The organism is Streptomyces sp. TLI_185 (assembly GCF_003814765.1).
GTDB lineage: Bacteria > Actinomycetota > Actinomycetes > Streptomycetales > Streptomycetaceae > Streptomyces.
Genome location: NZ_RKRB01000001.1, coordinates 4609318 through 4634799 on the forward strand (window position 1 = coordinate 4609318; position 25482 = coordinate 4634799).

Annotated in this window: 17 protein-coding genes; 7 read left to right on the forward strand and 10 right to left on the reverse strand. The window is 71.7% G+C overall.

Annotated elements, in window-relative coordinates; translation table 11 throughout:
* Nucleotides 1-41 precede the first annotated feature (41 nt).
* Together EDD92_RS21120 and EDD92_RS21125 are read left to right on the forward strand one after the other, a co-directional pair.
* Nucleotides 42-2972, forward strand: coding sequence for a M36 family metallopeptidase (locus EDD92_RS21120; protein WP_123965767.1), 2931 nt, complete (start codon nucleotides 42-44; stop codon nucleotides 2970-2972).
* A 227-nt stretch (nucleotides 2973-3199) separates the two neighbouring features.
* Nucleotides 3200-6058 (forward strand): BTAD domain-containing putative transcriptional regulator, encoded by a 2859-nt coding sequence (locus EDD92_RS21125; protein WP_123965768.1) that lies wholly within the window; start codon nucleotides 3200-3202, stop codon nucleotides 6056-6058.
* Here EDD92_RS21125 and EDD92_RS21130 read toward each other — a convergent pair.
* Nucleotides 6031-6396, reverse strand: a complete 366-nt coding sequence (locus EDD92_RS21130; RefSeq protein ID WP_123965769.1) for a hypothetical protein — start codon at nucleotides 6394-6396, stop codon at nucleotides 6031-6033. The two genes, EDD92_RS21125 and EDD92_RS21130, sit on opposite strands and share 28 nt — an antisense overlap.
* Before the next feature lie 107 nt (nucleotides 6397-6503).
* Nucleotides 6504-7994, reverse strand: a complete 1491-nt coding sequence (locus EDD92_RS21135) for an NAD(P)/FAD-dependent oxidoreductase (RefSeq protein ID WP_221268115.1) — start codon at nucleotides 7992-7994, stop codon at nucleotides 6504-6506.
* Nucleotides 7995-8103: 109 nt separating this feature from the next.
* On the opposite strand from EDD92_RS21135, the gene EDD92_RS21140 reads away from it, so the two are divergent.
* On the forward strand, nucleotides 8104-8910 hold the full coding sequence (locus tag EDD92_RS21140) for a slipin family protein (RefSeq protein ID WP_051833788.1): 807 nt from the start codon (nucleotides 8104-8106) through the stop codon (nucleotides 8908-8910).
* A 66-nt stretch (nucleotides 8911-8976) separates the two neighbouring features.
* On the opposite strand, the gene EDD92_RS21145 is transcribed toward EDD92_RS21140, so the two are convergent.
* The 4 genes from EDD92_RS21145 to EDD92_RS21160 are packed head-to-tail and all read right to left on the reverse strand — an operon-like array spanning nucleotide 8977 to nucleotide 14873.
* Nucleotides 8977-10323 carry a DUF4407 domain-containing protein gene (locus EDD92_RS21145; RefSeq protein ID WP_123965771.1) on the reverse strand — a complete coding sequence of 449 codons (1347 nt, stop codon included), beginning with the start codon at nucleotides 10321-10323 and terminating at the stop codon, nucleotides 8977-8979.
* Nucleotides 10313-11833 (reverse strand): hypothetical protein, encoded by a 1521-nt coding sequence (locus EDD92_RS21150; RefSeq protein WP_123965772.1) that lies wholly within the window; start codon nucleotides 11831-11833, stop codon nucleotides 10313-10315. Before EDD92_RS21150 ends, EDD92_RS21145 begins: the two co-directional genes overlap by 11 nt.
* Nucleotides 11834-11838: 5 nt before the next feature.
* On the reverse strand, nucleotides 11839-14058 hold the full coding sequence (locus tag EDD92_RS49910) for a hypothetical protein (protein ID WP_185124083.1): 2220 nt from the start codon (nucleotides 14056-14058) through the stop codon (nucleotides 11839-11841).
* 20 nt (nucleotides 14059-14078) lie between these two features.
* On the reverse strand, nucleotides 14079-14873 hold the full coding sequence (locus tag EDD92_RS21160) for a hypothetical protein (protein WP_123965773.1): 795 nt from the start codon (nucleotides 14871-14873) through the stop codon (nucleotides 14079-14081).
* A gap of 285 nt (nucleotides 14874-15158) precedes the next feature.
* On the opposite strand from EDD92_RS21160, the gene EDD92_RS21165 reads away from it, so the two are divergent.
* Nucleotides 15159-15683, forward strand: a complete 525-nt coding sequence (locus tag EDD92_RS21165; RefSeq protein WP_123965774.1) for a Pycsar system effector family protein — start codon at nucleotides 15159-15161, stop codon at nucleotides 15681-15683.
* A 25-nt stretch (nucleotides 15684-15708) separates the two neighbouring features.
* Here EDD92_RS21165 and EDD92_RS21170 read toward each other — a convergent pair whose 3' ends face one another.
* Both EDD92_RS21170 and EDD92_RS21175 read right to left on the reverse strand, forming a co-directional pair.
* Nucleotides 15709-16425 carry a Crp/Fnr family transcriptional regulator gene (locus EDD92_RS21170; protein ID WP_123965775.1) on the reverse strand — a complete coding sequence of 239 codons (717 nt, stop codon included), beginning with the start codon at nucleotides 16423-16425 and terminating at the stop codon, nucleotides 15709-15711.
* 60 nt (nucleotides 16426-16485) lie between these two features.
* Entirely contained in the window at nucleotides 16486-17694 is a 1209-nt protein-coding gene (locus EDD92_RS21175; protein ID WP_123965776.1) for an MFS transporter, read from the reverse strand.
* 83 nt (nucleotides 17695-17777) lie between these two features.
* Between EDD92_RS21175 and EDD92_RS21180 the strand changes: the two genes are divergently transcribed.
* The 3 genes from EDD92_RS21180 (at nucleotide 17778) to EDD92_RS21190 (ending at nucleotide 20227) form a co-directional block, all read left to right on the forward strand.
* Nucleotides 17778-18764: a helix-turn-helix transcriptional regulator gene (locus EDD92_RS21180; protein ID WP_123965777.1), complete on the forward strand. Its 987-nt coding sequence runs from the start codon at nucleotides 17778-17780 to the stop codon at nucleotides 18762-18764.
* Nucleotides 18765-18782: 18 nt separating this feature from the next.
* Nucleotides 18783-19292 carry a glutathione peroxidase gene (locus EDD92_RS21185; RefSeq protein WP_030940842.1) on the forward strand — a complete coding sequence of 170 codons (510 nt, stop codon included), beginning with the start codon at nucleotides 18783-18785 and terminating at the stop codon, nucleotides 19290-19292.
* 68 nt (nucleotides 19293-19360) lie between these two features.
* The gene (locus EDD92_RS21190) at nucleotides 19361-20227 is read left to right on the forward strand and encodes a MerR family transcriptional regulator (RefSeq protein WP_123965778.1); all 867 of its coding nucleotides are present in this window, start codon (nucleotides 19361-19363) and stop codon (nucleotides 20225-20227) included.
* Between the two features lie 247 nt (nucleotides 20228-20474).
* Here EDD92_RS21190 and EDD92_RS21195 read toward each other — a convergent pair whose 3' ends face one another.
* Entirely contained in the window at nucleotides 20475-22370 is a 1896-nt protein-coding gene (locus EDD92_RS21195) for an MFS transporter (RefSeq protein WP_123965779.1), read from the reverse strand.
* Between the two features lie 201 nt (nucleotides 22371-22571).
* Nucleotides 22572-25073: a D-alanyl-D-alanine carboxypeptidase gene (locus EDD92_RS21200; RefSeq protein WP_311736771.1), complete on the reverse strand. Its 2502-nt coding sequence runs from the start codon at nucleotides 25071-25073 to the stop codon at nucleotides 22572-22574.
* Nucleotides 25074-25482: the final 409 nt, after the last annotated feature.

Here is a 25482-nt window from a genome sequence, read left to right on the forward strand (position 1 = left end):
AAAAACGGCCGTTGGACCCTCACCCCCCACGAGGCGTTGAAATGGCGAGAGCCTCCTCCTCGCGCGCAAGACGCGCGACCATACTCACCGCGGCGGCCGGCCTCACGCTGGCCGTCGCTTTTGTGCCCGGCGCCGCTAGCGCGGTCCCGGGTGGCCCGGCGGCCGACGGTCCGTCGCCCACGCCGTCCGCCACGCCGTCCGTGCCCTCGCAGCAGACGCTGGTGCGTCGCGATGCCAGGCTGGCGAAGGCCGAACAGCGGCCCGGTGTACGGCAGTTGCGCAAGCAGCTCGGGGCTCAGGGTGTGCTCGAACTGGACCCGGCCACCGGCACTGCACGGCAGGTGGCCAAGCTCGACGGGGATCTGACAGACAGCAGCGACAGCGGCAAGAGCCCGGAGGACGTCGTCCGGGACTATCTGCGGGACCATCCCGATGTCTTCGGGCTCTCCGCCGGTCAGGTCCGTGATCTGACCCTGCGGAAGCAGTACACCGACGTCGCCGGGATCCGTCATCTGTCGTTCGTCCAGTCTGTCGACGGTGTGCCGGTGTTCGGCAACGGCGTCAAGGCGAACGTCGCCCGTGACGGGCGGCTGATCAGTGTGCTCGGCTCTCCGGTGCCGAAGCTGCCCGCGCAGCTGGCGCCGGGGCGGATCACCTCGACGCAGGCCAGACACAGGGCCGTTCGGGACATCGCCGGTGCCGAGGCCGGTGGCCTCGGCAAGGCGGACACCGCCGAGCAGGTCGTCTATACGGCGCCGGGCGGCACCGTACGGCGTGCGTGGCAGACGGTGACCGTGCCGGACGGCCACGGCATGTGGCTGCACGTCGTCGACGCAGCGACGGGGCGGGTTCTGTATCGGCAGAACCTCTCCGACGACCTGTCCGCGGCGACCGGGGAGGCGCCCTCCACCGGACAGCCCCTGTCCTCCTCGGCGGCCACGCCCCTGCGCACCGGCAAGGTCCTCGTCTGGGACCGGTACCCCGGCGCCCCCAAGGGCGGCAAGCAGCACACCCGCCACCTCGCCGCGCACGGCTGGCTGCCCGTCGGCGCCAAGACCCTCGACGGCCGTATCGCGCACGTCTTCAGCGATGTCGACGACAACAACAAGGTGGACGCGGGCGAGGAGATCACCCCGGCGGCCGACGGGACGTTCTCCTTCCCGTTCAAGCCCGTCACCGGTCCCGGCTGCGACGTCCCGCTGCCCTGCTCCTGGGACCAGAAGACGCCGTACTCCTGGAAGACCAACCGGGAGCAGAACGCCGCGCAGGTCTACTACTACCTCGGCACCTACCACGACCACCTGGAGGCCGGCCCGATCGGCTTCACCCGGGCCGCGGGCAACTTCGACGGCCGGGACGGCGACGCCGTGGACGCGCAGACCGACGACGGCGCCGCGGTCGAGCACGGGCTGCCCGACGAGAACCACCTGAACAACGCCAACATGGGGACGCCGCCGGACGGGCAGGCGCCCACGATGCAGATGTACCTGACCGGGTCCGGGCCCGGCTACACGGTGCTGCAGGGCAACTGGGGCGACGACGCCGCCACCGTCTACCACGAGTACACGCACGGCCTGTCCAACCGGCTCGTCGTCGACGCGGCGGGGGTCTCGGCCCTCACCGGTCAGCAGGGCGGCGCGATGGGCGAGGCCTGGAGCGACTGGTACGCGCTCGACTTCCTCAACACCAAGGGGCTGCTGAAGGACAACCGGCACGTCGACGGTGAGGTGGCCCTCGACCCGCCGCACTGGACCGACGAACTGCCCTCCCGCTCCCAGCCGTTGGACTGCCCGGTCGGCTCCACCTCCGCCAAGTGCCCCGGCACGGCGGCCGCGGGCAAGGGCGGGTACACCTACGGCGACTACGGCAAGATCTCGCGCCGCGGCCCCGAGGTGCACGCCGACGGCGAGATCTGGAGCGAGACGCTCTGGGACCTGCGCAACCGGCTCGGCAGCAGGCTCACCGAGTCGCTGCTGACCCGCGCGATGGAGCTGTCGCCCGCGAACCCCACCTTCCTCGACCAGCGCAACGCCATCCTGCAGGCCGACACCGTGGTCAACCGCGGCCGGGCCCACGACCGCATCTGGAAGGTGTTCGCGCACCGCGGCATGGGCTACTTCGCCGCCGCGCTGAGCGCCGACGACACCAAGCCCGACGAGGACTTCTCGCTGCCGCCCGGCCCGCACACCCCGGTGACCACCCTCACCGGCAAGGTCACCGACGACGCGTCCGGCGCCCCCGTCGGCGGGGTCGGCGTCAGCATCAGCGGCCATGCCTCCGGGTTCCCCGGTGCCGACTTCTCCGCCGTGACCAGGGCGGACGGCACGTACACGATCCACAACGTCCCCAAGGGCACGTACCGGAAGGTGTACGCGAGCGGCAACGGCTACGAGCCGCAGATCCGCACGGTCTCCGTCGGCTCCGGGAGCGGCGCCGACTGGTCGCTGCGCCGCGACTGGGCCGCCGCCTCCGGCGGCGCCACGGTCACGGAGTTCACCGGACCCGACAACACCGACTTCGGCTGCGGACCGAACGGCCTGATCGACATGTCGGGCACCGTCTGGGGCTCGGACGCCAAGGGCGGCAGCAACGGCACCGGGGTCGACCCGGTCCACAACACCGTCAAGCTGCCCTCGGCCGTCGACGTCACCGAACTGCGCATCGACCCGACGTCGGGCTGCGGGGACGACAAGACGGCGTCCCTCGGCGACTACCGGGTCGAGACCTCGACGGACGGCACCACCTGGGTCACCGCCGCCGAGGGCCACTTCAAGCCCGCCGACACCGGCCGCGAGAACGCTGTGCCCCTCAAGGCCGGCACCGGGCAGAACGTCCGCTACGTCCGCCTGACCATGCTCGGCAACCAGGCCGCCGACAACGGCGCCAAGTGCGCTACGGACCCGAGCCCCTCGGGCTGCAGCTACATGGACGTGACCGAGCTCCTGATCCACGGCTCCGCCCACCGGAGCTGACCGGACCGGCACGACAACCGAGGGCGGCGCACCGGAGACGGGACGCCGCCCTCGGGCGTTTCGACGCCGGTAGGCAAACGGGCCCGCCTGCACTTGCAAACCCTCGCGAAAGCGGTTGCAATTCCCGTGACGTGCGAGTGACTTGCGGCAGAGGCGAGAGCGAGGGCTGCGCAGTGGACGGGGGACATGGCGGACACCGGGAATCGTCGCCACGGCTCCGGATCGAAGTGCTCGGCCCGACCCGGGCCTGGCGGGGCACGACCCCTCTTGATCTGGGCCCCATCAAGCGGCAGGCGGTCCTGGCCGCCCTGGCGCTGCGTCCGGGCGTCGAGCTGAGCCACGGCCGGCTCCTCGACGACGTATGGGGCGAGGAGCCCCCGTCCGGCGGCCACAAGGTGCTGCCGACGCACGTCAACTCCCTGCGCAGGGCGCTCGACCCGGACGGCACCCCGCACACGGAGTCGGTCATCCGCAGCGGCAAGGGCTGGTACCGACTCGTCGCCGAGGCGGTGTGGCTGGACACCGCGGACCTGGCCGAGCGGGTCGAGGAAGCACGGCGCACCATGGCGGCCCGCGAACTTTCCGCCGCGACCGACCAGTTCACCGAAGCACTCGCCCTGTTCCGCGGCGAACCGCTGGCCGGCCTGCCCGGTCCCTTCGCCGAGCTCGAACGGAACCGGCTGCTGGAGCGCCGACGCACGGCCCGGGTGGCCCGCCTGGAGTGCCTGCTCGCGCTGGGCCGCCACGCCGACGCCCTGGACGACCTCGCGGTTCTTTCGCCGTCCGACCCGTACGACGAGTCCCTGGCCGCCTTGCGCATGCGGGCCCTGTACGGCGGTGAACGGCAGGCGGAGGCGTTGAAGGTCTATCAGGACGTGTGCGAGTACCTGCGTGAGGAGCTCGGTGTCAGCCCCGGTGACGAACTGCGCCGCGTGCACCAATCGGTGCTGCGCCGGGACGACGAGGCCCTCCTCGGCGGCCCCGCCCCTCTCTCCGTCCGGCCGTCGCTCCACCGTCGTAGCATCAACGAACTGCCGGGGGAAGCCGGGCAGTTGGTGGGCCGTGAAGCCGAACTCGCCCAGTTGACCGCGCCGCCCGCCGCCACCGGTTCCGTGTCCGTCATGACCGTGGACGGCCCGGCTGGGGTCGGCAAGACCGCGCTGGTGGTCCGGGCGGCGCGGGCCCTGAGCGACGACCATCCGGACGGCTGCCTCTTCGTGGACCTGCGCGCCTACAGCACCCAGCGCCGCCAGACGCCGGAGCAGGCCCTGCAGCGGCTGCTGCGCTCGATCGGCGCGGCCAAGGGCGAGCTCCCCAGCGACCTGGACGAACTCACCGCTGCCTGGCGCGCGGCCACCAGTGCGCTACGCCTGCTGCTGGTGCTGGACGACGCCCTGGACGCCGACCAGATACGGCCGCTGCTGCCCGCCGGGGCGGACAGCAGGGTGCTGGTGGCCGGCCGGCGGCGGCTGGCAGAACTGGACGCGGAACGGCGCGTCACCCTGGAGCCGCTGGAGAGCGGCGACGCGGTGTCGCTGCTGCGGCACATCGTCGGGGCGGAACGTGCGGACCGGGAGCCCGCCGCAACGCGCGAACTGGCGGACCTGTGCGACGGGTTGCCGCTGGCCCTGCGCATCGCCGGGTCGCGGCTGCAGAACCGGCGCGGCTGGACGGTGGAGTACCTGGTGGGCCGCATGACGGGCGACGACCACCGGCTCGGCGAGCTCAGCGTCGGGGACCGCAGCGTGGAGGCGGCCTTCCGGCTGTCGTACGACCATCTGGTGCCCGAGCAGCAGCGCGTCTTCCGGGCCCTGGGAGTGGTGCCGACGGTCGAGTTCGACGTACTGACCCCGGCGACGGTGCTGGGCCGGTCGGCGCGGGACACCGAGCGGATGCTGGAGAGCCTCGTCGACACGAGTCTGCTGCAGGAGCCGCGGCCGGGGCGCTATCGGTTGCACGACCTGGTGCGGGTGCACGCGCGCCGGCTCGCGGAGGCGGTCCCAGATGAAGCCGCCGTCGCACGGACGGCCGCGCTGCGGCTGTTCCTGGACGCGGCGCGGGTTGCCAGTGACTGGGGTCCCAACGGATTCCCCACAGGCCCTGAGCCCGGCCGAACGCCCTTCGCCGGCTGGCAGGACGCGGAGGGCTGGCTGGACTCGGCGGGGAACGAGCTGGTCGATGTCGTCGGGTATGCCGCCGCCAACGGCGCGGCAGATTACGCCTGTTGGCTCGCCGAGGCGCTGTGCGACTACCTCGTACGACAGGGGCGCTACCACGAGTGCCAGACGGCTCTGGAGATCGCGCTCGGGCACGTGGACGAGGCGACCGACCGACGTATGGACATCGCGCTGCGGAACTGTCTCGGCTATACGGGCGTACACCAACGCCGGTACCGGCGGGCCCAGGCCCTGATCACGGAAGCTCTGGACCTCGGCAGACGCCGCCACCACCCGCTCGAGGAGTCCCGGTCACTCATCCTGCTGGGGACCGTCGATCTGGGACTGGGCCAGAGCGACCTGGCCATTTCCCACACCAGCGCGGGACTGAGCCTGTCCCGACATCTGGGCAACGACTGGGTCTGCGCGATGGCACTCTTCACCCAAGGCCTCACCCACCAGTTCGAGGGACGGAACGAGAAGGCGCTGGCCTGTTACGCCGAGGCCCGTGCCCACGCCGAGGCGATCGGCCGACCGTCCGCGCTCGGCAGGATCCTGAGCTGCGCCGCCGACATCCATCTCCGTCTGGGCCAGTACGGAGCGGCCGAGAAACTGCTCCGCCAAGCGGTTCCCCTGGTCGACCAGGTCCGGGACATCTTCTTCTGCGCGCGCAGCCTGACCCGGCTGGGCACGGCGGTGCAGGGCGAGGGCGGCACGACCGCGGCCCTGGCCTTCCACCACCAGGCCCTGCTCCAGCTCCAGTTGCTTTCTTCGCTCACCGAACCCGGCTACGACTGGCTGGAGATGGACATCCGCAGCCGTCTGGGCCAGGCCTACCTGGCGCTGGGCCGCCTGCCCGAGGCGCAGCGGCAGTTCCAGACCGTCATCGCCGTGCGCGAGGACTACGTCCGCCGCAAGCGCGCCTCCTGATCGCGGTCGGCACGAACGCCCCGCGTGTCCAGCGCGAGCCGGCAGGCCCGCCGTTCCGCCCCCAGCAGGATGCGCGCCGCGGCCAGGATCTCCCGGTCCTCCACCACCCCGGAGCCGGTCAGCACCCCCACCAGCCTGCTCCCCCACACCTCCGGATCCGTCTCGTGCGCGTCCAGCACCCGCACCCCGAACCCGTGGTCCCCGGTCCTGTCCCCCGCCAGCCGCCACCGCACCGTCTCCCGCAGCGCGAGGTACACGTCACCCACGACGGCCCCGCGCGCACCACCCAGCCGCGCCCCCGCGGCCAGCGCCGCGGCCACCAGCTCCGCTTCGGTCACCAGCACTCCCTGTCAGCAGGACGACCCTTCGCCGGTCGTTTCCCGCAACCGTGTCGGGAGGCGTTGCAGGGGCGATGAAATTCCGATGACGGCCCGCGCCAGTGGGTTCATCGCCCCCGGGACGGAAGGAAACGGAAGTCCGCGGGCGTCACCCGCCGCGTCTGTGCCGCGTACTCCCCCATGTAGCCGGGCCAGTTGGCGACGTTGCGGCCGTCGGGTGTGCGGTACCACGACGAGCAGGACTGCCAGGCCGTGCCCCCGAAACGTGCCCGCAGGGCCCGTAGCCCCGCCTCCTCGACCTCGGGCCGCACGTCCAGCGCCGCCGCTCCGGCGCGGCGGACCAGCTCCAGCGCCCGGCGGACATAGGCGGCCTGGGCCTCCAGGAAGAACAGGATGGAGCCACCGGAGGTGTTGGTGTTCGGGCCGTACATGAGAAACAGGGACGGGAAGCCGGGGACCATGATGCCGAGGTGTGCGCGGGCCCCCTCGGCCCACACCTCCCTGATCGAGCGTCCGCCCGCGCCCCGCACCTCCATCGGCAGCATGAAGGTGTTCGTACGGAAGCCGGTCGCGTGGATCACGCAGTCGACCTCGTGGAGCCGGCCGTCCTCCGTCACCGGGCCCTCGGGGGTCATACGGGCGACCGGGTCCGTCACCAGCTCCACGTTCGGGCGGCGCAGCGCGGGCAGGAAGTCGGAGCTGAGCAGCACCCGTTTGCACCCGAAGGGGTAGTCGGGCCAGGCGTTGCGGCGCAGTTCGGGGTCGGGCAGCTGGCGGCGCATATGGGCGGCGGAGATCAGGGCGCCGATGCGGCCGACGGTTCGGGGGTGGCGGATGCAGAGGGTGAGCAGCTCGATGCCGTGGTGGAGGAGCCGACGCCAGGCGCGGCGCGCCCAGGGTCGGCGCATCGCACGGTTCAGGAGCGCCGGCATGGGGCGGTCCCGGCGTGGCAGGAACCAGTTCCCGGTGCGCTGGAACACCGTCAAGTGGGCGACCAGAGGCGCGATTTCGGGAACCAGCTGGGTTGCGCTCGCGCCCGTCCCGATGACCGCCACCCGCTTGCCCCGCACGTCGTAGTCGTGGTCCCAGCGGGCGGAGTGAAAGCTGTGCCCGGCGAACTCGGACAGCCCCTCCACGGCCGGGAAGGCCGGCTTGTCGAGCTGTCCGGTGGCGAGCACGACGGCATCGGCGACCCTCTCCTCCTCCGGCCCGTCGGATCCCGTACGACGGCTGCGCACCGTCCAGGTACGCGTGCCGTCGTCCCAGGTGCACGAGGTGACCGTCGTGTCCGTGACGATCCGCGGGGTGATCCCGAGCGCGTCCGCGGTCTCCTGTGCGTACCGCAGGATCTCGTCCTGGTGGGAGAACACATGGGCCCAGGAGGCGCGTTGGGCGAAGGAGTACGAGTACAGGTGGCTCGGCACGTCGCAGGCGGCGCCCGGGTAGCGGTTGTGGTGCCAGGTGCCGCCCAGTTGCGGTGCCGCCTCCAGCAGGGTCACGTCGTCGAGGCCGTGCCGCAGGAGTTCGGCGGCGACGGCGATCCCGCCGAAGCCCGCGCCCACGACGAGGACCCTCGGTGCGGGGCCGTGTGCAGGCACGTTTTCTTGACGATCTCCTGACGCAGGCGAGCGCATCCGGCCAACTCCGTCCGGTGTCTTCTTCCTTGTCTCAATCCTTACGGGGAATCCTTTCGAGGAATGGAGTGCCATGGAAGGCACTGTGGTCGCGGTCGTGCTGGTTGCTGTGGCGGCCCTGCTCGTGCTGCGCAGCGGTATGCGGGTGGTCAACCAGGTCGAGCGCGGGGTCGTGTTCCGGATGGGCAAGGCCCTGCCGTCGTACCGGCAGCCGGGCGTGACGTTCCTGATCCCGTTCGTCGACCGGATGCGGAAGGTGAACACGCAGGTGATCACCATGCCGGTGCCCACCCAGGAGGGCATCACCAAGGACAACGTCTCGGTGAAGGTCGACGCGGTCGTCTACTTCCGGGTCACCGATCCGCTCCGGGCGGCCATCGAGGTCCAGGACTACCACTTCGCCGTCGGCCAGGTCGCCCAGTCGTCGCTGCGCTCCATCATCGGCAAGAGCGATCTGGACGACCTGCTGTCCGACCGTGAGCGACTGCACGAGGGGCTCGCGCTGATGATCGACAGCCCGGCCGCCGGCTGGGGCGTCCACATCGACCGCGTGGAGATCAAGGACGTACAGCTGCCGGAGTCGCTCAAGCGGTCCATGTCCCGGCAGGCCGAGGCGGAGCGGGAGCGGCGGGCCCGGGTCATCACCGCGGACGGCGAGTTCCAGGCCGCCCAGCAGCTCGCCAACGCCTCCCGCATCATGTCCGACACCCCCGAGGCGATGCAGCTGCGCCTCCTCCAGACGGTCGTGGAGGTCGCGGCCGAGAAGAACTCGACGCTCGTGATGCCGTTTCCGGTGGAGCTGCTCAGGTACTTCGACCGGGCGGCGCAGAACATGGCGCCCGCCAGTCCGGCTCCCGTACCGGAGACCCGTCAGCCGTGACCTCGGCTCCGGCGGCGGTCCGCCCCTCCCGGGGCGGGGCCGTCGCCGGTCCGTCGGCCGTCCCGCTCAGGCCTTCCTCGCCCGAAGGATCCGGCCCATCCGTTCCTCCAGCTCGGCCCGTTCCTCCGCGGCTCGCTCCGCCTGGGCCCGTTGGAAGTGGTGTTCCACACGCCGCATACGGTCGGCCGTGTCCTGTGCCACGCCGTGGCGCTGCACCTCGTGCTCCATCCGTGCGCACTCCTGCTGCACCTGGAGCTCCTCGGTGTACGTCCGGCTGCTCGCCGTGAAGCGGGCGCCGAGCATGCGGTCGTACATCGTGGCGCCGCTCATCAGCTTGGCCAGCACGGGCATGGCGTCCAGACAGATCAGCAGCAGATGCAGCACGAGGGTGATGAAGAGCGCGAAGCCGTCGGACTCCGCGACCTTCCTGAGCCCGTGGGCCCGGGTGAGGATGCCGTCGGTGTCCAGGTCGGCGGCCCGTGCCCGCGTCTTGGCGTCGATGGCCCGCTGCAGCAGCGGCTGGTAGGCGTCGGCGGCGGTGTCCTTCTTCGCGGCCAGGGTGCGGCCCTTGGCGACCAGCGCCGAGAGCTCCTTCTCGTATGTGTCGACCTTGCTGGTCCTGCGGTACTCGCTGGAGTCCTTCCGGGCCCTGTCGCAGGTGATGGTGACGTCCCGCACCCCGTTCCGCCAGATCCAGTTGGCCTTGCCGCACAGGCGCTGCTCGGCGGACATCTTGTCGTCGAGTGTCTTGTTGATCGCGTCGACCTGGGTCTGCAGGGCCTTGGTGCGGGCGGTGTTGCTCTTGATCTGCTCGGCCAGCTCGGCCGGGGAGCCCGCCACCTTCAGCTGGTAGCTCAGGCATTCGGGGCGGTCCGCGGTGGACGCGCCGTCGGTGGGGTTGCAGGAGACGAGCATGCCGCGGTAGTCGGCAGTCTGCTGCTCGTTGCCGACGGCTATCTCCTGGCGTATCTCCTTGTCGAAGATCTGAAAGAGGATCGGCTCGGCGATGAACAGGCCCAGAAGCACGGAGAGAATGAAGCGGAGGAGAAGCGACCACTTCTTGACCGCCGTGCCGTGGGTGCTGGACACCAGCCAGCTGTCCATCGCGAGAACCACCCAGAACCAGACGGCGGCCACCCCGATCACGGCGGCGAGGGGCAGGTCGGAGCGGAAGCTGCTCAGCGCCAACGTCATCGAGAGGGCGCCCACCAGGGCCGTGTTGACGACCAGGGCGCCGTACCAGGTGTAACGGGTGCGTTCCTCCGGCACCCAGGCCAGCAGCCCCTCGTCGATGCCGATCAGCCCGCGCAGCCGGACCGCCGGACCGCCTGCGCGCGGCACCGGACGGGCCGCGCCCGGGTCGTCGCCGAAGGAGGCGCTGTCGGCGTGGCGCAGCGGTGTGTCAGTGGCCAAGGCTGCCCTCCGAATCCGTGCCGCCGAGGTCGGGTTCGGCGTCGCCCAGTTGGGCGTCGCCGCCGTCCTGGCTCTTCTGGACGATGCTCACGCGCGGGGTGTTCGTCACCGCGCTCGGGGCGGTGCCGTCCTGCGCGGGGCCCCGCTCGAAGGAGAAGTCGCCCACCCGGTTGATCTGCGCGCCCGGGTCGCTCAGCTGCCCGTCGAACAGGCCGCGGTCGAAGGCCTGCTTGGTCAGCTCCGTCCAGGCGCCCAGCTGCTGCCTGGCCCAGGTGTGCTGGTCCTGCAGCAACTGCTTCTTGTCCTGCCGGTCCTCGTCGCGTTGGCGCACCTCCTCCGCGTGCTCCACGTCCCAGCGACGGGCCGCCTCCTTGGCCTTGGCCGTCTCGCGTTGCAGGGTTTCCGCGCGGGTCGACGATTCCAGCTGGTTCTTCTGTTCGACCTTCCAGCGCTCCTCCTGCCGGTCCAGCTCGGCCCGCTTCTCCTGGAACTCACGCTCCAGCCGGGCTCGTTCGGCCTGCAGCTCGTCGTAACCCCGTACGCGCTTGGAGTACTCGTCGGAGGTGATGTCGCCGTGGTGGCGGGCGCTGAGGTCCGCGGCGAGCGGATTGGCGCCGAGCAGCTTCATGTCCTCCTGGACCTGATCGCGGACGAACCGGTTGAACTCGGCCCGCTGCGTGAGGTCGTGCTTCTGCTGCTCGGCCCCCGCCTCGCGGTCGAACCCGCCGCGCAGGGTCTCGTAGTCCTGCCGGCCCAGCTCCTTGTCCACCGCCTCCTGCTGCCGGTTGCGCTCCCTGCGCTGCTCCCGCACGAAGCGGATCTGCTCCCGCTTCAGTTCCAGCTCGGCCTCCCGCTCGGCCCGGTCCAGGGCCAGCTGCTGCTCCCGCTCCTCCCGCCGCTGCTGCTGTTGCTGCTCCCACCGCTCCTTCTCCAACTGGGCGATGTGCTGGGCGAGTTCGGCAGGAGTGAGTACCTCGACCAGACCGTGCCGGGCGCGCAGGCCGGACAGCACCGTCGGGCGCATCTCGTGGTGCGCGGTCAGCCGTGCGTCGATGCGTTCCCGTACGGCGGCGGAGTTCATGATCGGCTGGTCGCTGCCGTCCTCGGTGAGTCCCGGCACCTCCCGCAGATGGCTCAGCAGCAGCGCCTCCACGTCCGTGATGCCGTCACGCACGACCGCCTTCGCGTCCGTGACGGTGCAGTAGAACGTCGCCCTTACGGTGAAGTCGCCCGCCTCGGCGGAGGGGATCCTCGTCTCCACGACGACCGGCACCTCGATCCGGCGGTCGACGACCGTGACGGAGCTGGCACCGATCACCACCGGGTCCTCGGCGTGCAGCTGCCCGTGGTCCTCGACGTACTCCGCGCCGACCCGGAAGACCCGTACGTGGTGCGGGGCGAGCCGGGGCAGTTCGCCCTCGTCCCGCATCACGCGCTTCTTCATCAGGCCGCCGCGCTTCTCCGGCCGCCCGTATTCCCGCTGCTCCACGAGCGGGTAATTGGCATTCATGCCTGTCAGTCCTCCGTGCTCAGTACAGCGTCGAGAAAGATGTCGATCAGAGGGGCCGCAGCCTCGTCGAAACGCCCCACGACCTGCCGCAGAGACGGCCCCAGCAGCGGGCGTTCGTCCGGCGGCAGTGCCGCGCCCAGGGAGCGGCCCAGCCGCTCGGCCGTCTGCTCCGGCTCGTCCGTCCCGGCGGACAGGTCGCGCAGGGTGAGGTGGAGGCACAGCAGCACACGGCGCCGGTACGGCCGGTTCGCCAGCAGCCCCGCCCACAACTCGCCGATCGGGTCGGCCTGCCGGGGGTCGCGGGCCGGCAACGCTGCGCAGACCATCCGGCCCGTGCGCGTGTGCCGCGCCACGACGATCAGTGCGGCGTCGAGGGTGCGGTCCTTCTGATGTGCGGTGAGCTTTCCGCCCTCGTCCTTCAGCCGGTAGGCGAGCGGACGCAGCACGGCACCCGCGTCCTGGTCGCACTCCATGAGGACGACGACGAGACCGGCGAGGGCGACCATCGCCTCCAATGCCTGATCGTCGAACCGGCGGAGGGTGCGGTGCAGCAGCGCCTTGACCGCGTCCGTGGGGAAGCACACCCCGAGCGCCCCGCTGAACGCCGCGGTCGCCGTCGACGAGAGCTCCGGGTCGGGCGAGCGGGCCCAGCCGCGGGCGACGGACAGTGCGGTCGCGGCAAGGCCCTCGTCCAGACACATGCAGTGCAGCACCAGGGTGGCCGTGGACTGGCCGGCCGGGCCCGCCGCGCCGGCCGCCCAGGGGTGCAGATAGTTCTCCGCGACCTCGTCGAAGGCGGGCCGCGTGAGCAGGGCGAGGCCGGAGGCGACGGACAACTGGAGCCCCAGGCCGGGCTGGGTGGCCACGAGTTCGGTCAGCCAGTCCCGTACGCCGTCCCAGTACGCCGTCGAGCGCTTGCTCCACAGCTCCTCCAGCACCCACCGCCGGTACTGCGAGTGCGGGAAGACCAGGGCGGACCGGGTGAGCGCGCCATCCTTGCGCTCCTCGACCGCGACCAGGCTGTTGCGGGACAGCGACAGCCTGCGGTCGGCGTCGCGCCGGGTGGCCTCGGCCGTCTCCTCGTCCTTGGCGAGCACCGGGAAGGTGGCCGCCACATGCTCCTCCAGACGCTCCTGACAGGTCTCGAAGTCGCGGTAGCCGAGGCCGGTGACGAAGGCCAGTGCCGTGACCTCGGTCCACTCCTGCGGCGAGCGCGGCTCGTCGAACCAGTCGCGCACGGGCTGGGCCGCTGCGGCGCCGTACTCCTGCCAGACCCCGGCGGGGTCCGCACCGTCCGCGATCCTGGCGGCCGCCGCGGCCACCTCCGCGATCCGGCATCCGGCGGGCATCAGGGAGGCGGCCTGCTCGACGGTGTCCTGCCCGCAGCCCGCCCGCACCAGCCGCAGCCGCAGGACGGCCGTGAGGTCCGGTGGCTGCCAGGGCATATGGCGTACGGATCCGGGGGCGTCGCCCTCGCCCTGGTACACGGTGGTGACCACGAGATGCGCCCCCTGCTCGCGCACGGTGTCGCGCACCCGCCGCCAGTCGAAGTCCGCGGTCCCGCCGGCGGCTTCGTTCATACGGTCGATGAGCACATAGCCGACGCCCTTCTCGAACACCGGGCGCCCGCCCGCCAGGTCCTCCAGGCTGCGGCCGGGCGAGAGCACCACGTACTCCGTGCCCTCCGCGACCTTGGCGACGAGGGCCACCGCCGCGGACCGTTTGCCCGTGCCGGGCGGCCCGACGAGCACGACCACACCGTCCTGCTGGAGGGCGCGTACGGCTTCCTCGAAGCAGTCGGGTTCGACGTACGGCGCCAGGATCGCGTCGGCCTCACCGGCGTCCAGGCGGCCGACGGCGCGGCGCCGGGCATTGGCGGAATCCGCGGTGCCGATGCCGAAGATGGCGCCGGGGGCGTCGAGGGCGCCGTAAAAGTACTGGTTGACGTTGTTCTGTGCCCGGGCCGTCTCGTCGGCCCGTTTCGCCCGGTCGGGCCTGGCGGGTTGTTCGGCCTCGTCGGGCTGTTCTGTTCCCCGGGGTGTGTCGGCGTTGTCGGCCGGCCGGTCGCCGCGGGGCTTCGGGTCGTCCTCGGGGGGCTCCTGCAGGGGAGCCGCCTCGGGTGAGTCACCCGGGTCCCGGGGCGTGTCCGGGGCTTCCGATCCGCCGTCGGCGTCCGGCGGTTCCGGGGTGCCCTGGAGTCTCTTCGCGCTCTCTTCCTCGTCCATTCTCAGCCGTCACTCGGAGGTCACTTGGAGATGCCGAAGACGGCGCCCGGAGCATGGACGGTTCCGGGGAACACCTGAACTACCGTGTCGCCAGGAGCAGTTGGCGCACTCGGGGGGCGCACGTCGGGCGCTTCACCACCCCCGCTTGCGCCGTCATCCGCCCCACCACCATCCGCGCCGCTCCTGGCCGTCCCGCCGACGGACGGCGCCTCCGCCGCCCCGCTCAGGTCGAGCGCATGCACGTCGTACCCGGGCACCCGGATCCACGCCCGACCCGCGTACTCCTTCTCCGCGATCCGCACCTCGCGGAACTCTTGCGCCCGGATCGTCGTGTACGCCTCGCGGATCACGTCGTTGAAGACCGTCGAGGAGACCGCGAGGGCCAGACAGGCGTCGGGGGCGGCCGCCAGGGCCGACTTCAGGACCGCGCTGTCCAGCATGCGGCCGATCTCGACCGGGGCGCGGCCCTCGAAGCCGTTGGCGGCCGGGGACGCCGTGCCGAAGTGCACGGCCGCCCGCAGCCGCAGCCGGGCCTCGGGCAGCCGGCCGTGGTTGAAGGCGCGCAGGCCGGCGTCCAGGTGCCGCATGAAGGTGTCGACGAGGTCGGGCTCAGAGGCGCCCTCGGGCAGCACGGCGAAGACCGAGTCCCCGCCCACCTGTGTCTCCCACCGCTCCCGCGCCAGGCCGGCCGCGGCGGCCGACTCGCCCAGGAGCAGCTGGATGGCCTCCTGCAACTGGCGCTGCGTCAGCACGTCGACGCCGCCGTAACCCTTCGCATCGACCGCCAGCAGCAGTCTGCGACCGAACGTTCCCATAGTCGAACTCCCCGCTCCCTGAATGGAACACACCGGCGCCCGCTCCCCCGAACATGCGGACGCCGGTAGGCCAGTGGTACACGCCCGGGCCGCCGTGAACCCCGTCGAAGTACGGGATGCGGAAAGGAGCAAGAAAATACCGGGATCCGGCCAAGTCGTAGGCGAATTCCCTGAATTGGGACGGATGGGGTTCTTGGTCCGATCCCGGATAAATGCAGGATTGCGTCGGCCGGACCGGTGTCTCCTGGAAGCGACGCGTCGTCCGTCGACCGCAGGAGGAGCCGAATGCCGCCCATTGCCGCCCAGCCGGACAGCCGTCCCGCGCAGTACATGTTCACCGCCCTGCAGACCACCCACCAGCACGCCGACACCAAGGCCGGGATCCTGGCGGCCGCGCAGGCCGCGCTGGTCGGCTCGGCCGGCGTCTGGAGCGGACCGGCCCTGCACGCCGCCGAGCGCGGTGGTGCCACTGGTGTGCTCGCCGGCACCCTGCTCGCCCTGTTCCTGTGCGGGCTGTTCGGCGGCGCCGGATTCCTGGTGGCCACCCTGCGGCCCCGCGTGCTGCGGCCCGCCGGCGCCAACCGTTACAGCTTCGTCCACCTCGCGTCGGGCCCCGACATCCTGCCGGCCGCCGGGGAACCGGACACCACCGACCTTGCCCTGGAACGCCGTGAGTTGTCGCAGACGGTCCGGTTCCTGGCCCAGGTGGCCGTGCGCAAGTACCGGTGCCTGAGCGCCGTCGTGGTGTGCACTGCGGTGATGGGCGTCAGCGCCGGGCTGCTGGTGGTGTTGCGGCCGGTACTGGCCTGAACACCGGCACCGCCGGCACGTGCTCTCACCTCTCGGGTGCCTCGGGGCCCTCGGGCGCCAGATCCGCCAGTTTCCGGAGCCGGGGCAGGTCACGGATCACCGTGGAGCCGTATCCGGTCTCCAGCAGGCCCTCCTGGCGCAACTCGCGCAGGCCTTTATGGATCGTCGTCTCGGCGGCCCCGGTGAGCGCGGCGAGCTCCGGCTGGGTGAGCCGGCAGCCGAGGACGACGCCGCCCTCGACCGGGTGACCGTAGGACGTGGCAAGCTCCACCAGCAGCCGGGCGAGCCGCACCTTGGCCGGATATCCGCGGAAGTCCAGGCGCCGGCGGTTGGCCCAGCGCAGCCGCTGGGCGATGATCCCCGTCAGGATCAGGTGCACGTCCGGCCGCCGCGCCAACAGCGAGTGCACCTCGGCGGGTTTCCATATCCGTGCGGTCACCAGGCCGCACGCCGTCACCGTGGCGGAGCGCGGCGCCCCGTCCAGCGCCGCCATCTCTCCGACGGTGTCGCCGCCCACCCGGACCGCGAGCAGGGACTCCTCACCGTTCTCCACCCGGGCGGTCACCTTGGCGAAGCCGGAGAGCAGCAACAGCACATGCCGGTCGGGCCCGCCCTCCCGCAACAGCACGTCACCCGCTTCGAACCGGGTCTCCACCCCCAGCGCGAGCAACTCCTGCCGGGCCTGCGGGGACACCGCCCCCAGCAGACCGCGCGCGGGCCACTTCACAGGGTCGTACGACATGGGCGCTCTCCCCCGGACTTTCGACGAACGCACCCTTCAATGCTGCCCGTTGCCGAGGCATCAGGGACGGGAAACCACCGTACGCCGTGCTGCCCGGCCACCGGCTGGGGACTCGGTGCGCCGTCCCGCCCACGCCAGCGTCGATGTCACGACAGCCGACGCGGCCGCCATCACCGTCATCGCCGTGGCGGGCGAGGTGAGTTGGGCCACCGAACCCGCCAGGGCCGCGGCCACGCCCTGCATGGTGAGCATTCCGGCCGAGTGCAACCCCAGGGCGTGGCCGCTCAGTTCGTCCGGGGTGAGGGCCATCAGGCGTTCCTGCTGAACGAGGCTCGCGCCGAAGCCGGCGGAGGCGATCACGGCGAGGACGGCCGACCAGGGCAGCGCGGGCTGCAGGGCGAAGAGCAGGTACGGCGTGGCCAGCAGGAGGAGCAGCGGGGTGGCCAACCGGGGGCGCAGCGAGGCCGGTACGAGGCGGCCGACGGTCACGTCCCCGGCGAACATGCCCAGCGCCCCGCAGGCGAACAGCGCGCCGGCCGCCCGCGGGTCGTAGGAGACGTAGAGGGATTCGCAGCCGACGACCAGGCCGTTGGGGAGCCAGAGGCCGAGGTAGGTGAGGCGGCGTGGGCGCGAGGACCACAGGAGGGTGTTCGTGCGCCAGGTCGCCGCGGCGGACGGCCGGCCCGAGGAGCGCGGCGGGCGGGCGGTCAGGCCCAGCCGGGTGCCGAGGGCCGCGGTGGCGTAGAGCGCCGCCGAGATGAGCAGGCAGGCGTGCGGGGACAGGACCGTCAGCAGGGCGCCGCCGGTCGCGAACCCGGTGATCTGCATCAGGCCGGAGAGCATGTTGAACACCGAACGGCCCAGCAGATAGCCGTCCTTGGAGAGGATCTCGTTCAGCAGCCCCCAGCGCACTCCCCCGCCCAGCGAGGCGATCAGGCCCTGGACGAGGACGACGCCGAAGAGGCCCGCGACCGGCAGCCCGGGCAGGGCGAGGACGGCCGTACCGGCCGCGAAGGCGAGACCGATGCCGGCCAGCGTCGACCTCGGCGGCAGCCGGTCGGCGCCCGAGAGGAGGAAGGTGGCGCCGAGCACCTGCGCCAGTTGCGGTCCGAACATGCTCACCGCCGACAGCAGCGGGGAGTCGGTGAGGCGGTAGACCAGCGTGCCGAGTGCCAGGGCGCCGATCGTCTGGGCCGCGGTGTGGGCGGCGGAGGCGAGGAAGAACGGGGTGAACTCCGGGGTGCGGAACAGGTCTCGGTAGCTGCGCATGCACGGAGTCTCGGGAGGGCCGGAGCCCGCGCGTTATTGTTTCGCGCCGACGCGAAAGGTCGTGGGAGGTCGGGGGTGGCTCCATGGGCTGGTGGCAGATCAACGCGGACACCCTCGCGGGCAGCCGGTTCGTGCTGTCGCCGATGGCCGAAACCCTCGCCTCCCTGAAGCTGCTGCACGCGGGCGAGGCCGCGCACCCGGGCGAGCGGGCCTGGCTGGACCGTCATCTGCCCGGCTACCGGGAGCAGCTGGCCGCCGATCCCGTCACCGCGCAGCTGCTGCGCGCCGGGCTCGGGCGGGTGTGGACCGCCGACTTCCTCGCGCCCACCCCCGGCGACGCGGAGAGCTTCGAGGAGGGGGTCGCACGGGTGCGGGCCACCGCCGCCGACCGGGCCCGCGCCGACCTCGTCGTCTCCCTGGCCGGCGGCCCGCTGCCCGCCGCCCTGGACCGCGACGACCTGCCCGAGCGGGCGGCCGGCCTCTTCTGCTACGTCTGGAACGAGACCGTACGGCCGGACTGGGACCGGCGCCGGCGCATCCTCGAGGCCGATGTCGTCGCCCGCACCGCGCAGGTCAGCCAGGGCGGCTGGGCGGCCGTGCTGGACACGCTGCGCCCCGGGCGGACGCGCTGGCTCGGCGACAACCGGCTGCAGGTGAACCTGCACGAGTACCCGCCGCGCGAGATCTCCGGCGCCGAACTCGTCTTCGTCCCGGTGACCCCGCAGCGCCAGGGCGGCTGGGTCTCCTGGGAGGACACCCGCCGGCGGTACGCCCTCGTCTACCCGTGCACCGGCGCCCTGGCCGGCGACCGACCGTCCGCCGTCCCCGCGAGCCTGGCCGCGCTCCTCGGAACCGCCCGCGCCGGAGTCCTCGTGCTCCTCGCCTCGCCCATGAGCACGAGCCAGCTCACGGCCGTGACCGGACAGGGCCTCGGTTCGGTCGGCCGGCATCTGAAGGTGCTGCTGGACGCGGGGCTGGTGGAGCGGCGGCGGGCGGGCCGGTCGGTGCTGTACTCACGGACGGCGGCCGGTGGGGTTCTGGTGGAGGCCCAGAGCCGGGACGACACGTAGCGGAGTTAGCATCCGCTTATGACGACTGCAGACAGCAACGGCGCCGCTCCCCTCGACGTGGAGATCGGCGCCCTCAAGGGCGGATCCGCCGACCTCTCCCAGTACGAGGGCAAGGCCGTCCTCATCGTGAACGTGGCCTCCAAGTGCGGGCTGACCCCGCAGTACACCGGCCTTGAGCGCCTCCACGAGCGCTACGCCGAGCAGGGCTTCACCGTCCTCGGCGTGCCCTGCAACCAGTTCTTGGGGCAGGAGCCGGGCAGCGCCGAGGAGATCGCCGAGTTCTGCTCGGCGACCTACGGCGTGACCTTCCCGCTGACCGAGAAGGTCGAGGTGAACGGCGAGAACCGGCACCCCCTCTACGACCGTCTGACGGGCTTCGCCGACGCCGAGGGGCACAGCGGTGACATCCGCTGGAACTTCGAGAAGTTCCTGATCGGCAAGGACGGCAAGGTCGTCGCCCGCTTCTCCCCGCAGACCGAGCCGGAGGCCGCGGAGGTCGTGGCGGCGGTGGAGAGCGCCCTCGCGTAGCCGGGCGTTGACCTTGCCCCTGGGGCAAGGACGAGCGTTCCCGTCACCGGGCGGAAAGGACCCGTCCGGTGACGGAGGATGCTCAGGTGGACGACGAACTGCTCACCATCGGTGCGTTCGCGACCCGGGCGCGGCTGTCGGCCAAGGCACTACGGCTCTACGACCGCCTCGGCCTGCTCGCACCCGCGCACGTCGACGAGCTCAGCGGCTACCGCTACTACCGCGCCGAGCAGGTGGAACGCGCCCGGCTGGTGGCACTGCTACGGCAGCTCGACATGCCGCTCGCCCGGATCGCCGAGGTGGTGGGGGCGGACGGCGCCGAGGCCGCCGACCGGATCGCCACCTACTGGGCGGACGTCGAGACGCGCATCGCGGGGCAGCGGACGCTCGTCGAGTACCTCCGTGGACGACTGTCGGGGAGGAGCTCCGAGATGTACGCGAAGTTCGTGGTCGAGACGGTGGACGTGCCCGAGCAGGTGGTGATCACCCAGTCCCGGCACACGCTGCAGGACGAGTTGCCGGCGTGGATCGATGCGTCGCTGGACCGGCTGGTGCCGGCGGCCGGCGAGTGCGGGGGTGTCGCGGCGGCGCCCTACGTCGTCTACCACTCCGAGGTGTCCATGGAGAGCGACGGTCCCGCCGAGACCTGTGTGCCGGTCGCGGACGAGGCCGCGGCGCGGGAGTGGGCCGAGCGGCACGGCCGGAGCTGGGACACGAAGGTGCGGGTGGAGGCGGCGCAGCGGCTGGCGTACACCCGGATCACCAAGGCGCAGGTGGCTGCGCCGCAGATCGGTGCCGCCTTCGAGGCGGTGGAGCAGTGGATCGCGGCGCGGGGGCTTGAGCAGGCGGGGCCGTGCCGGGAGGTGTACTTCGCGGACTGGGCTTCGGCGGGGCCGGAGGATGCGGTGTGTGATGTGGCGTTTCCGGTGAGGTGAGCGGCTGCGGGGCGGCGCCGGGTTCCTCGCCCCCGCCGCCCCTTCCCGTCCCGTCCCTGGGGGCTGCGCCCCCAGACCCCCGCTTCGGCCTGAACCGCCTCGTCCCCAGGCGCCGGACGGGCTGAAGGACACTGCACGGCCTCGTCCTCAGGCGCCGGACGGGCTGAAGGACACTGCACCGCCTCGTCCCCAGGCGCCGGACGGGCTGAAGGACACTGCACGGCCTCGTCCTCAGGCGCCGGACGGGCTATTTCAGCTCGTCCGGGCAGGGGGTGCCGCGAGGCAACTGGTACGGCGCGCCCAACCGGTACGTACCCGCCTTCGGGGCCAGCAGGATGGTCCACTTGTCGCCCTTGTCGTCCTCCGCCGTCTGCATCAGACAGCCGTTGACGTTGTAGAACGACTTGGGCGTGCCGTCCGCGCGGTGCTTGGAGGCGTTTGTCTCCTGCGGGGGTTTGACGCCCTTGCCCTTGGTGTCGACCAGGCCGAGCCACGGGGAGTAGGGGACGCGGATCAGGACACGGCCGGGCTTCTTGACCTCGATGGTCAGCTCGCCCTGGGCCGCGCGGTCGACCGTGGCGGGCGGGTCGGCGAGCGGGGTGGGGTCGGTGACGCGGAACAGCTGCCAGGTGGCGTCGCCCCAGATCTGCTTCAGATACGGCATGCCCCGCTGCACGAGTTCCCGCTCGCGCTCCCCGCCGTCGCCGTCCGGCTCGCCCTTCGGCAGGACGACGAAGTGGACGGCCCAGCGCTGCAGCCACTCGTGGTAGTTCGCCGAGTTGAGGGTGTCGTCGTAGAAGAGAGGGTTGCGCTCCATGTCGGCCTGGCGGTTCCAGCCGCGGGCCAGGTTGACGTACGGGGCGAGGGCGGAGGCCTCGCGGTGGGAGCGGGCGGGGACGACCTCGACGCGGCCCTTCTCGGCGCCGACGCCCTGGAGTTCGTTCACCAGGGGGGCGAGTTCGCGGGCCCAGGACGCGGCGGGCGACGTGTGGATGATGTCGTCCACCGACTTGAAGCCGATCCAGCCGGTGAACCCGAGGAACGCGAGCACGGTGACGTACCACTTGCGCGAGCGCGGGACCGTGAACGGGAGCGCCGCGACCAGCGCCACGCCGGCGAAGAGCATCGCCAGCCGGGTGATGTTGGAGCCGATCTGCGAGCTGACCAGCCAGACCGCGAGGACCGCGCTGCCGTACACGGCGGACGTCAGCCGGACCGTCGTCCACTCCTTCGGGACGAGCACGAGGACGAGGACCGCGTACAGGAACGGCAGGATCACCGACCAGAATGTCATCGGCTGGGTGCCGGAGAAGGGGAACAGCCAGGCCGACACGGCCACAACCGCGGCCGGGGTGAGCCCCAGGGCCCAGGCGCCGGGACGGCGTTTCTGCAGGAACAGGGCGACGGCGACCAGCCCGACGAACAGGCCGGCGACCGGTGACGACATCGTCGCCAGCGCGGCCAGCGGGGCCGTGCACAGGGCCTTCGCCCATCGCTTGTAGCGCCACTTGTACGGCCAGCAGAAGACGGTGGCGACCGCGCCCAGCGCGAACATCGTGCCCAGGCCGAAGGTCACCCGGCCCGAGACCGCGTTGCACAGGAACGCGAAAAGTCCCGCCAGCGACGCCCACAGCGGGTTCTTCACGCTCCGGCTGCGGATGAGGATCATCGTCAGCAGGCCGGCGGAGACCGTCCCCGCGATCATCATCGTCGTACGGACGCCGAGCACCGACATCAGGTACGGCGACACCACGCTGTACGACACCGGGTGCATACCGCCGTACCAGGCCAGGTTGTACGCCGAGTCGGGGTGCCGGCCGACGAACTCGGCCCATGCGTCCTGCGCCGCCAGATCGCCGCCGCTGTTCGCGAAGGTGAAGAACCAGACGATGTGGAGTACGCCGGACAGGGCGGTGAGGGAGAGCACCGGATGGCGCAGCAGACGCTCGCGCAGGGCGAGGAAGGCGGCCGTCGCACGTGACGTGCTGTCGCTGTTCGCCCGCTCGCTCACCTGCGGACGGTCGGTGTCACTTCCATACATACCGGGCATACCGTCCGTGCGCGGTGCGGGCACGCGTATTCGCGGGCCGGTTCCCGGTCCCGGATCGGCGTCGTCGGCGCGTGTCGGCTCCGCAGTGGCCACCTGAAGGCACTCCCCGTGGTGTCCCGTCTTCTGTTCTGGGACGCGTCCCGTTGTCCGCTGGTTCGCGGCTGCATCCCCGGGGGTTTCCCGGTCGCGTCCCGTGAGCGGCGGCCTGCCCCGTTTCGTGACGCTAGCACGCACCCCGCCGGAGGGCTCCCTGGTGGGCCCGCCGACGGGGTGCGAGGGCATCCGCGGCTGCTGTCAGCCGAGGCGCTTGAGCTTTGCCGTGAAGCCGGGTTCTGCGAGGTCCTTCTGCAGCGCCACCGGGACCTTGACCGCGCCGCTGGTGCCGTCGCCCACGGTGAGGGTGCCCACCTTGGTGCCGGCCTTCGCGGTGTGCGGCACGTCGTCGGCGTCGAAGGACAGCTTCACCTTCAGGCCCGCCCAGCCGACGGCGGCGACGTCCTTGGTGAGCACGATCGGTGTGTGCCCTCCGAGCTGGTCGTCCACATACCCGACGACGTCGCCCTTCTTCAGTATCTTCGTCGAGGTCAGCGCATCCCGGGCGGCGAGCATCGCCGTCTTGCTGACCGCGTTGACGACGTCGATGATCGGCGCCGTCTGCTGGTCGAGGATCGCGCCGACCACGGTGACCGTCTCGCCACCGACCTCCTTGGTGGCGGCGAAGAGGAGATTGCCGCCGGCCTTGGTGGTCGTGCCCGTCTTGATGCCGATGGCGCCGTTGTAGGGGACCAGATCGTTGTAGTTTTTCCACTTCTTGCCCGACGGGTCGATCCAGTAGGGCAGCTTCGTGATGTCCATCAGGGCCGGGATCTTCACCAGCTCGTTGCCGAGCTTCACCTGGTCCTCGGCGGTGGAGACGGTGGACTCCTTGAGGCCGGAGGCGTCGGTGTAGGTCGTGTTCTTCATGCCGAGTTGCTTGGCGGTGTCGTTCATCTTCTTGATGAACGCCGCCTCGGAGCCCATGTCCCAACGGGCCAGCAGGCGCGCGATGTTGTTGGCCGACGGGATCATGATGGCCGACAGCGCCTGCTTCTGGGTGAGGACGTCGCCCTTCTTGACGGTGTTGAGGGTGGATTCGTTGTGCTTGTAGTAGCCGCCCTCCTTCTCCGCCAGCGCGTCGATCGTGATCTTCTTGCCCTCTTCGCCCGGCTTCAGCGGGTGGTCCTTGAGGACGATGTACGCGGTCATGGCCTTGGCCACGGAGCCGATGGGGACGGGGGTCTGCTTGCCGAAGTTCCCCATCGTGCCGATGCCGTTGACGTCCATCCAGCCCTGACCCTCGTTCGGCCAGGGGAGGCCGGCCTTGGTGCCGTCGAAGGCGTACGAGTCGTCGGCGGTGAGCGCGAGGGTGGGGGTGGGCAGAGGGCGCACGGCCTGCACGATCGCAAAGACGACCGCGAGGAGCAGGACCAGCGGGGTCCAGATCTTGACCCTGCGGATGATCGTGCGGACCGGGGTCTGCGGCGGCGGAGGCGTGTTGGTCAGCTCGGCCAGCAGGTCCAGCGGCGGCTTCGGGGGCAGCGGCTGCTGGGCGGTGCGCTCGGGGCCGACCTGGGGGACGGGGGCGGTCGCGTCCGCGGGCTGGCGCGGCGTGCGCGGTTCGTCGAGGGGCTTGAGCGCTACGAATTTGCTGGTGCGCTCGGCTTCGGACGGCTCCGGGGTCTTGGGCGCCTTGGGGCTGCCGCCCAGCTTGAGCATGGTCGTGGGGTGGTCGAGCTGGAGCTTGGTGGGGCGCTTGAAGATGGCGGTGGGCTGGTCGACCGGCCGGTCCTCTGCTTCGGCCTCGCCTTCGGCCTTGGCGCTCCCACCCGCACCACCCGTACCACTTTCGTCGTCACCTGCGGGTGGCCCCTCCGGGGCTCCCTCGCCGTCGGCGACTGCGGGTCCGCCGTCGGCGACGGGTTCGCCACCCCTTTCGGCTTCGCCGCCCGTTTCGGGCCCGTCGCCAGTGCCGGGGCCGTCGCCGGCTTCGGGCTCGTCGCCCGTCCCGGCGTCGGCGTCCGTTCGGGCATCGACATCCGTTCCGGAGTCGACGTCCGTTTCAGACTCAGCGTCCGTTTCGACGTCCGTTTCGGAGCTGGCATCCGCGGCGGAGTCAGCGCCCGCCTCAGTCCCGGGGACAGCGTCCTCCGGGCCCTCTTCCGCTTCTGCCTCGGCCTCGTCGGAGTCGGCAGCAGCCCCGCCCTCGACATCGGTGTCGGCGTCGGGCCCTGCTTCCGCTTCCGGCTCCGCGGCAGCGTCCTGGTCGGCCTCAGCGGCCGTCTCCGCGTTCTCGGGCTCCTCGGAGTCCTTGGAGTCCCCGGAGCGGACCCACGCCGCCACAGCAGCCCGAAGCCGGGCGTCACCGGTCTCGTCGCCCTTGGTCGCGACGGCGGCGTCGGTAGCGACCGCGTCGTCGGCGGAATCCGCAGCACCGGCACCGCCGGCCGCCGCGCCCTCGACGTCGGAGTCCTCCGCCTCCGCAGTCCCGGACTCCTCACCCGCGGCCCCCCGGGCCCCGGCCCGCGTGGCCGCGGGCTCCTCAGCCACAGCCGCCCCGGACTTCGCCTCCGCAGTCCTCGGCTTCTCAGCCGCGGCCTCCTCGGCCTCGGGCCGCGGGGCGGGCACCTCAGCGGCCGCCTTTCCGGCCTCCGCCTTCACGGTTCCGGGCTCCCCGCCCTCGGGCTCCTCAGCCCCAGGCTCGTCGGCCTCGGCCCCCTCAGCGGCGGCCCCGGCCACAGGCTCATCGGCTTCCGCCATCGCAGCTCCGGACGTCACAGCCGCAGCCCCCTCAGCCCCAGACCGCGTGGCCGCGAGCTCCTCAGCCTCGGCCCCGGCAACAGCCTCGCCCGCCTCCGCGGCCCCCGGCTCCTGAGCCGCAGGCTCCTCGGCCCCAGGCCCCTCAGCCGCAGCCCCGGCCACAGGCTTATCCGCCACAGCCTCCCCGGCCTCGGCCTCCGCAGCCCCGGACTTCACAGCCGCAGCCCCCTCGGCCCCAGGCCGCTTGGCCGCAGGCTTCTCGGCCTCAGCCCCCTCAGCCCCAGACCGCGTGGCCGCGGGCTCCTCAGCGGCGGCCCCGGCAACAGGCTTGTCCGCCACGGCCTCCCCGGTTTCCGCCTCCGCAGTCCCCGGCTCCTCAGCAGCCGCAGTCCCCCCGGCCTTCTCGACC

Excerpts from the sequence above, each read along its gene's own strand:
- EDD92_RS21120 (WP_123965767.1), top strand. The coding sequence starts at position 42 with ATGGCGAGAGCCTCCTCCTCGCGCGCAAGACGCGCGACCATACTCACC.
- EDD92_RS21140 (WP_051833788.1), top strand. The coding sequence starts at position 8,104 with ATGGAAGGCACTGTGGTCGCGGTCGTGCTGGTTGCTGTGGCGGCCCTG.
- EDD92_RS21150 (WP_123965772.1), bottom strand. The coding sequence starts at position 11,833 with ATGAATGCCAATTACCCGCTCGTGGAGCAGCGGGAATACGGGCGGCCG.
- EDD92_RS49910 (WP_185124083.1), bottom strand. The coding sequence starts at position 14,058 with ATGGACGAGGAAGAGAGCGCGAAGAGACTCCAGGGCACCCCGGAACCG.
- EDD92_RS21160 (WP_123965773.1), bottom strand. The coding sequence starts at position 14,873 with ATGGGAACGTTCGGTCGCAGACTGCTGCTGGCGGTCGATGCGAAGGGT.
- EDD92_RS21165 (WP_123965774.1), top strand. The coding sequence starts at position 15,159 with ATGCCGCCCATTGCCGCCCAGCCGGACAGCCGTCCCGCGCAGTACATG.
- EDD92_RS21170 (WP_123965775.1), bottom strand. The coding sequence starts at position 16,425 with ATGTCGTACGACCCTGTGAAGTGGCCCGCGCGCGGTCTGCTGGGGGCG.
- EDD92_RS21175 (WP_123965776.1), bottom strand. The coding sequence starts at position 17,694 with ATGCGCAGCTACCGAGACCTGTTCCGCACCCCGGAGTTCACCCCGTTC.
- EDD92_RS21180 (WP_123965777.1), top strand. The coding sequence starts at position 17,778 with ATGGGCTGGTGGCAGATCAACGCGGACACCCTCGCGGGCAGCCGGTTC.
- EDD92_RS21185 (WP_030940842.1), top strand. The coding sequence starts at position 18,783 with ATGACGACTGCAGACAGCAACGGCGCCGCTCCCCTCGACGTGGAGATC.
- EDD92_RS21200 (WP_311736771.1), bottom strand. The coding sequence starts at position 25,073 with ATGGCGGAAGCCGATGAGCCTGTGGCCGGGGCCGCCGCTGAGGGGGCC.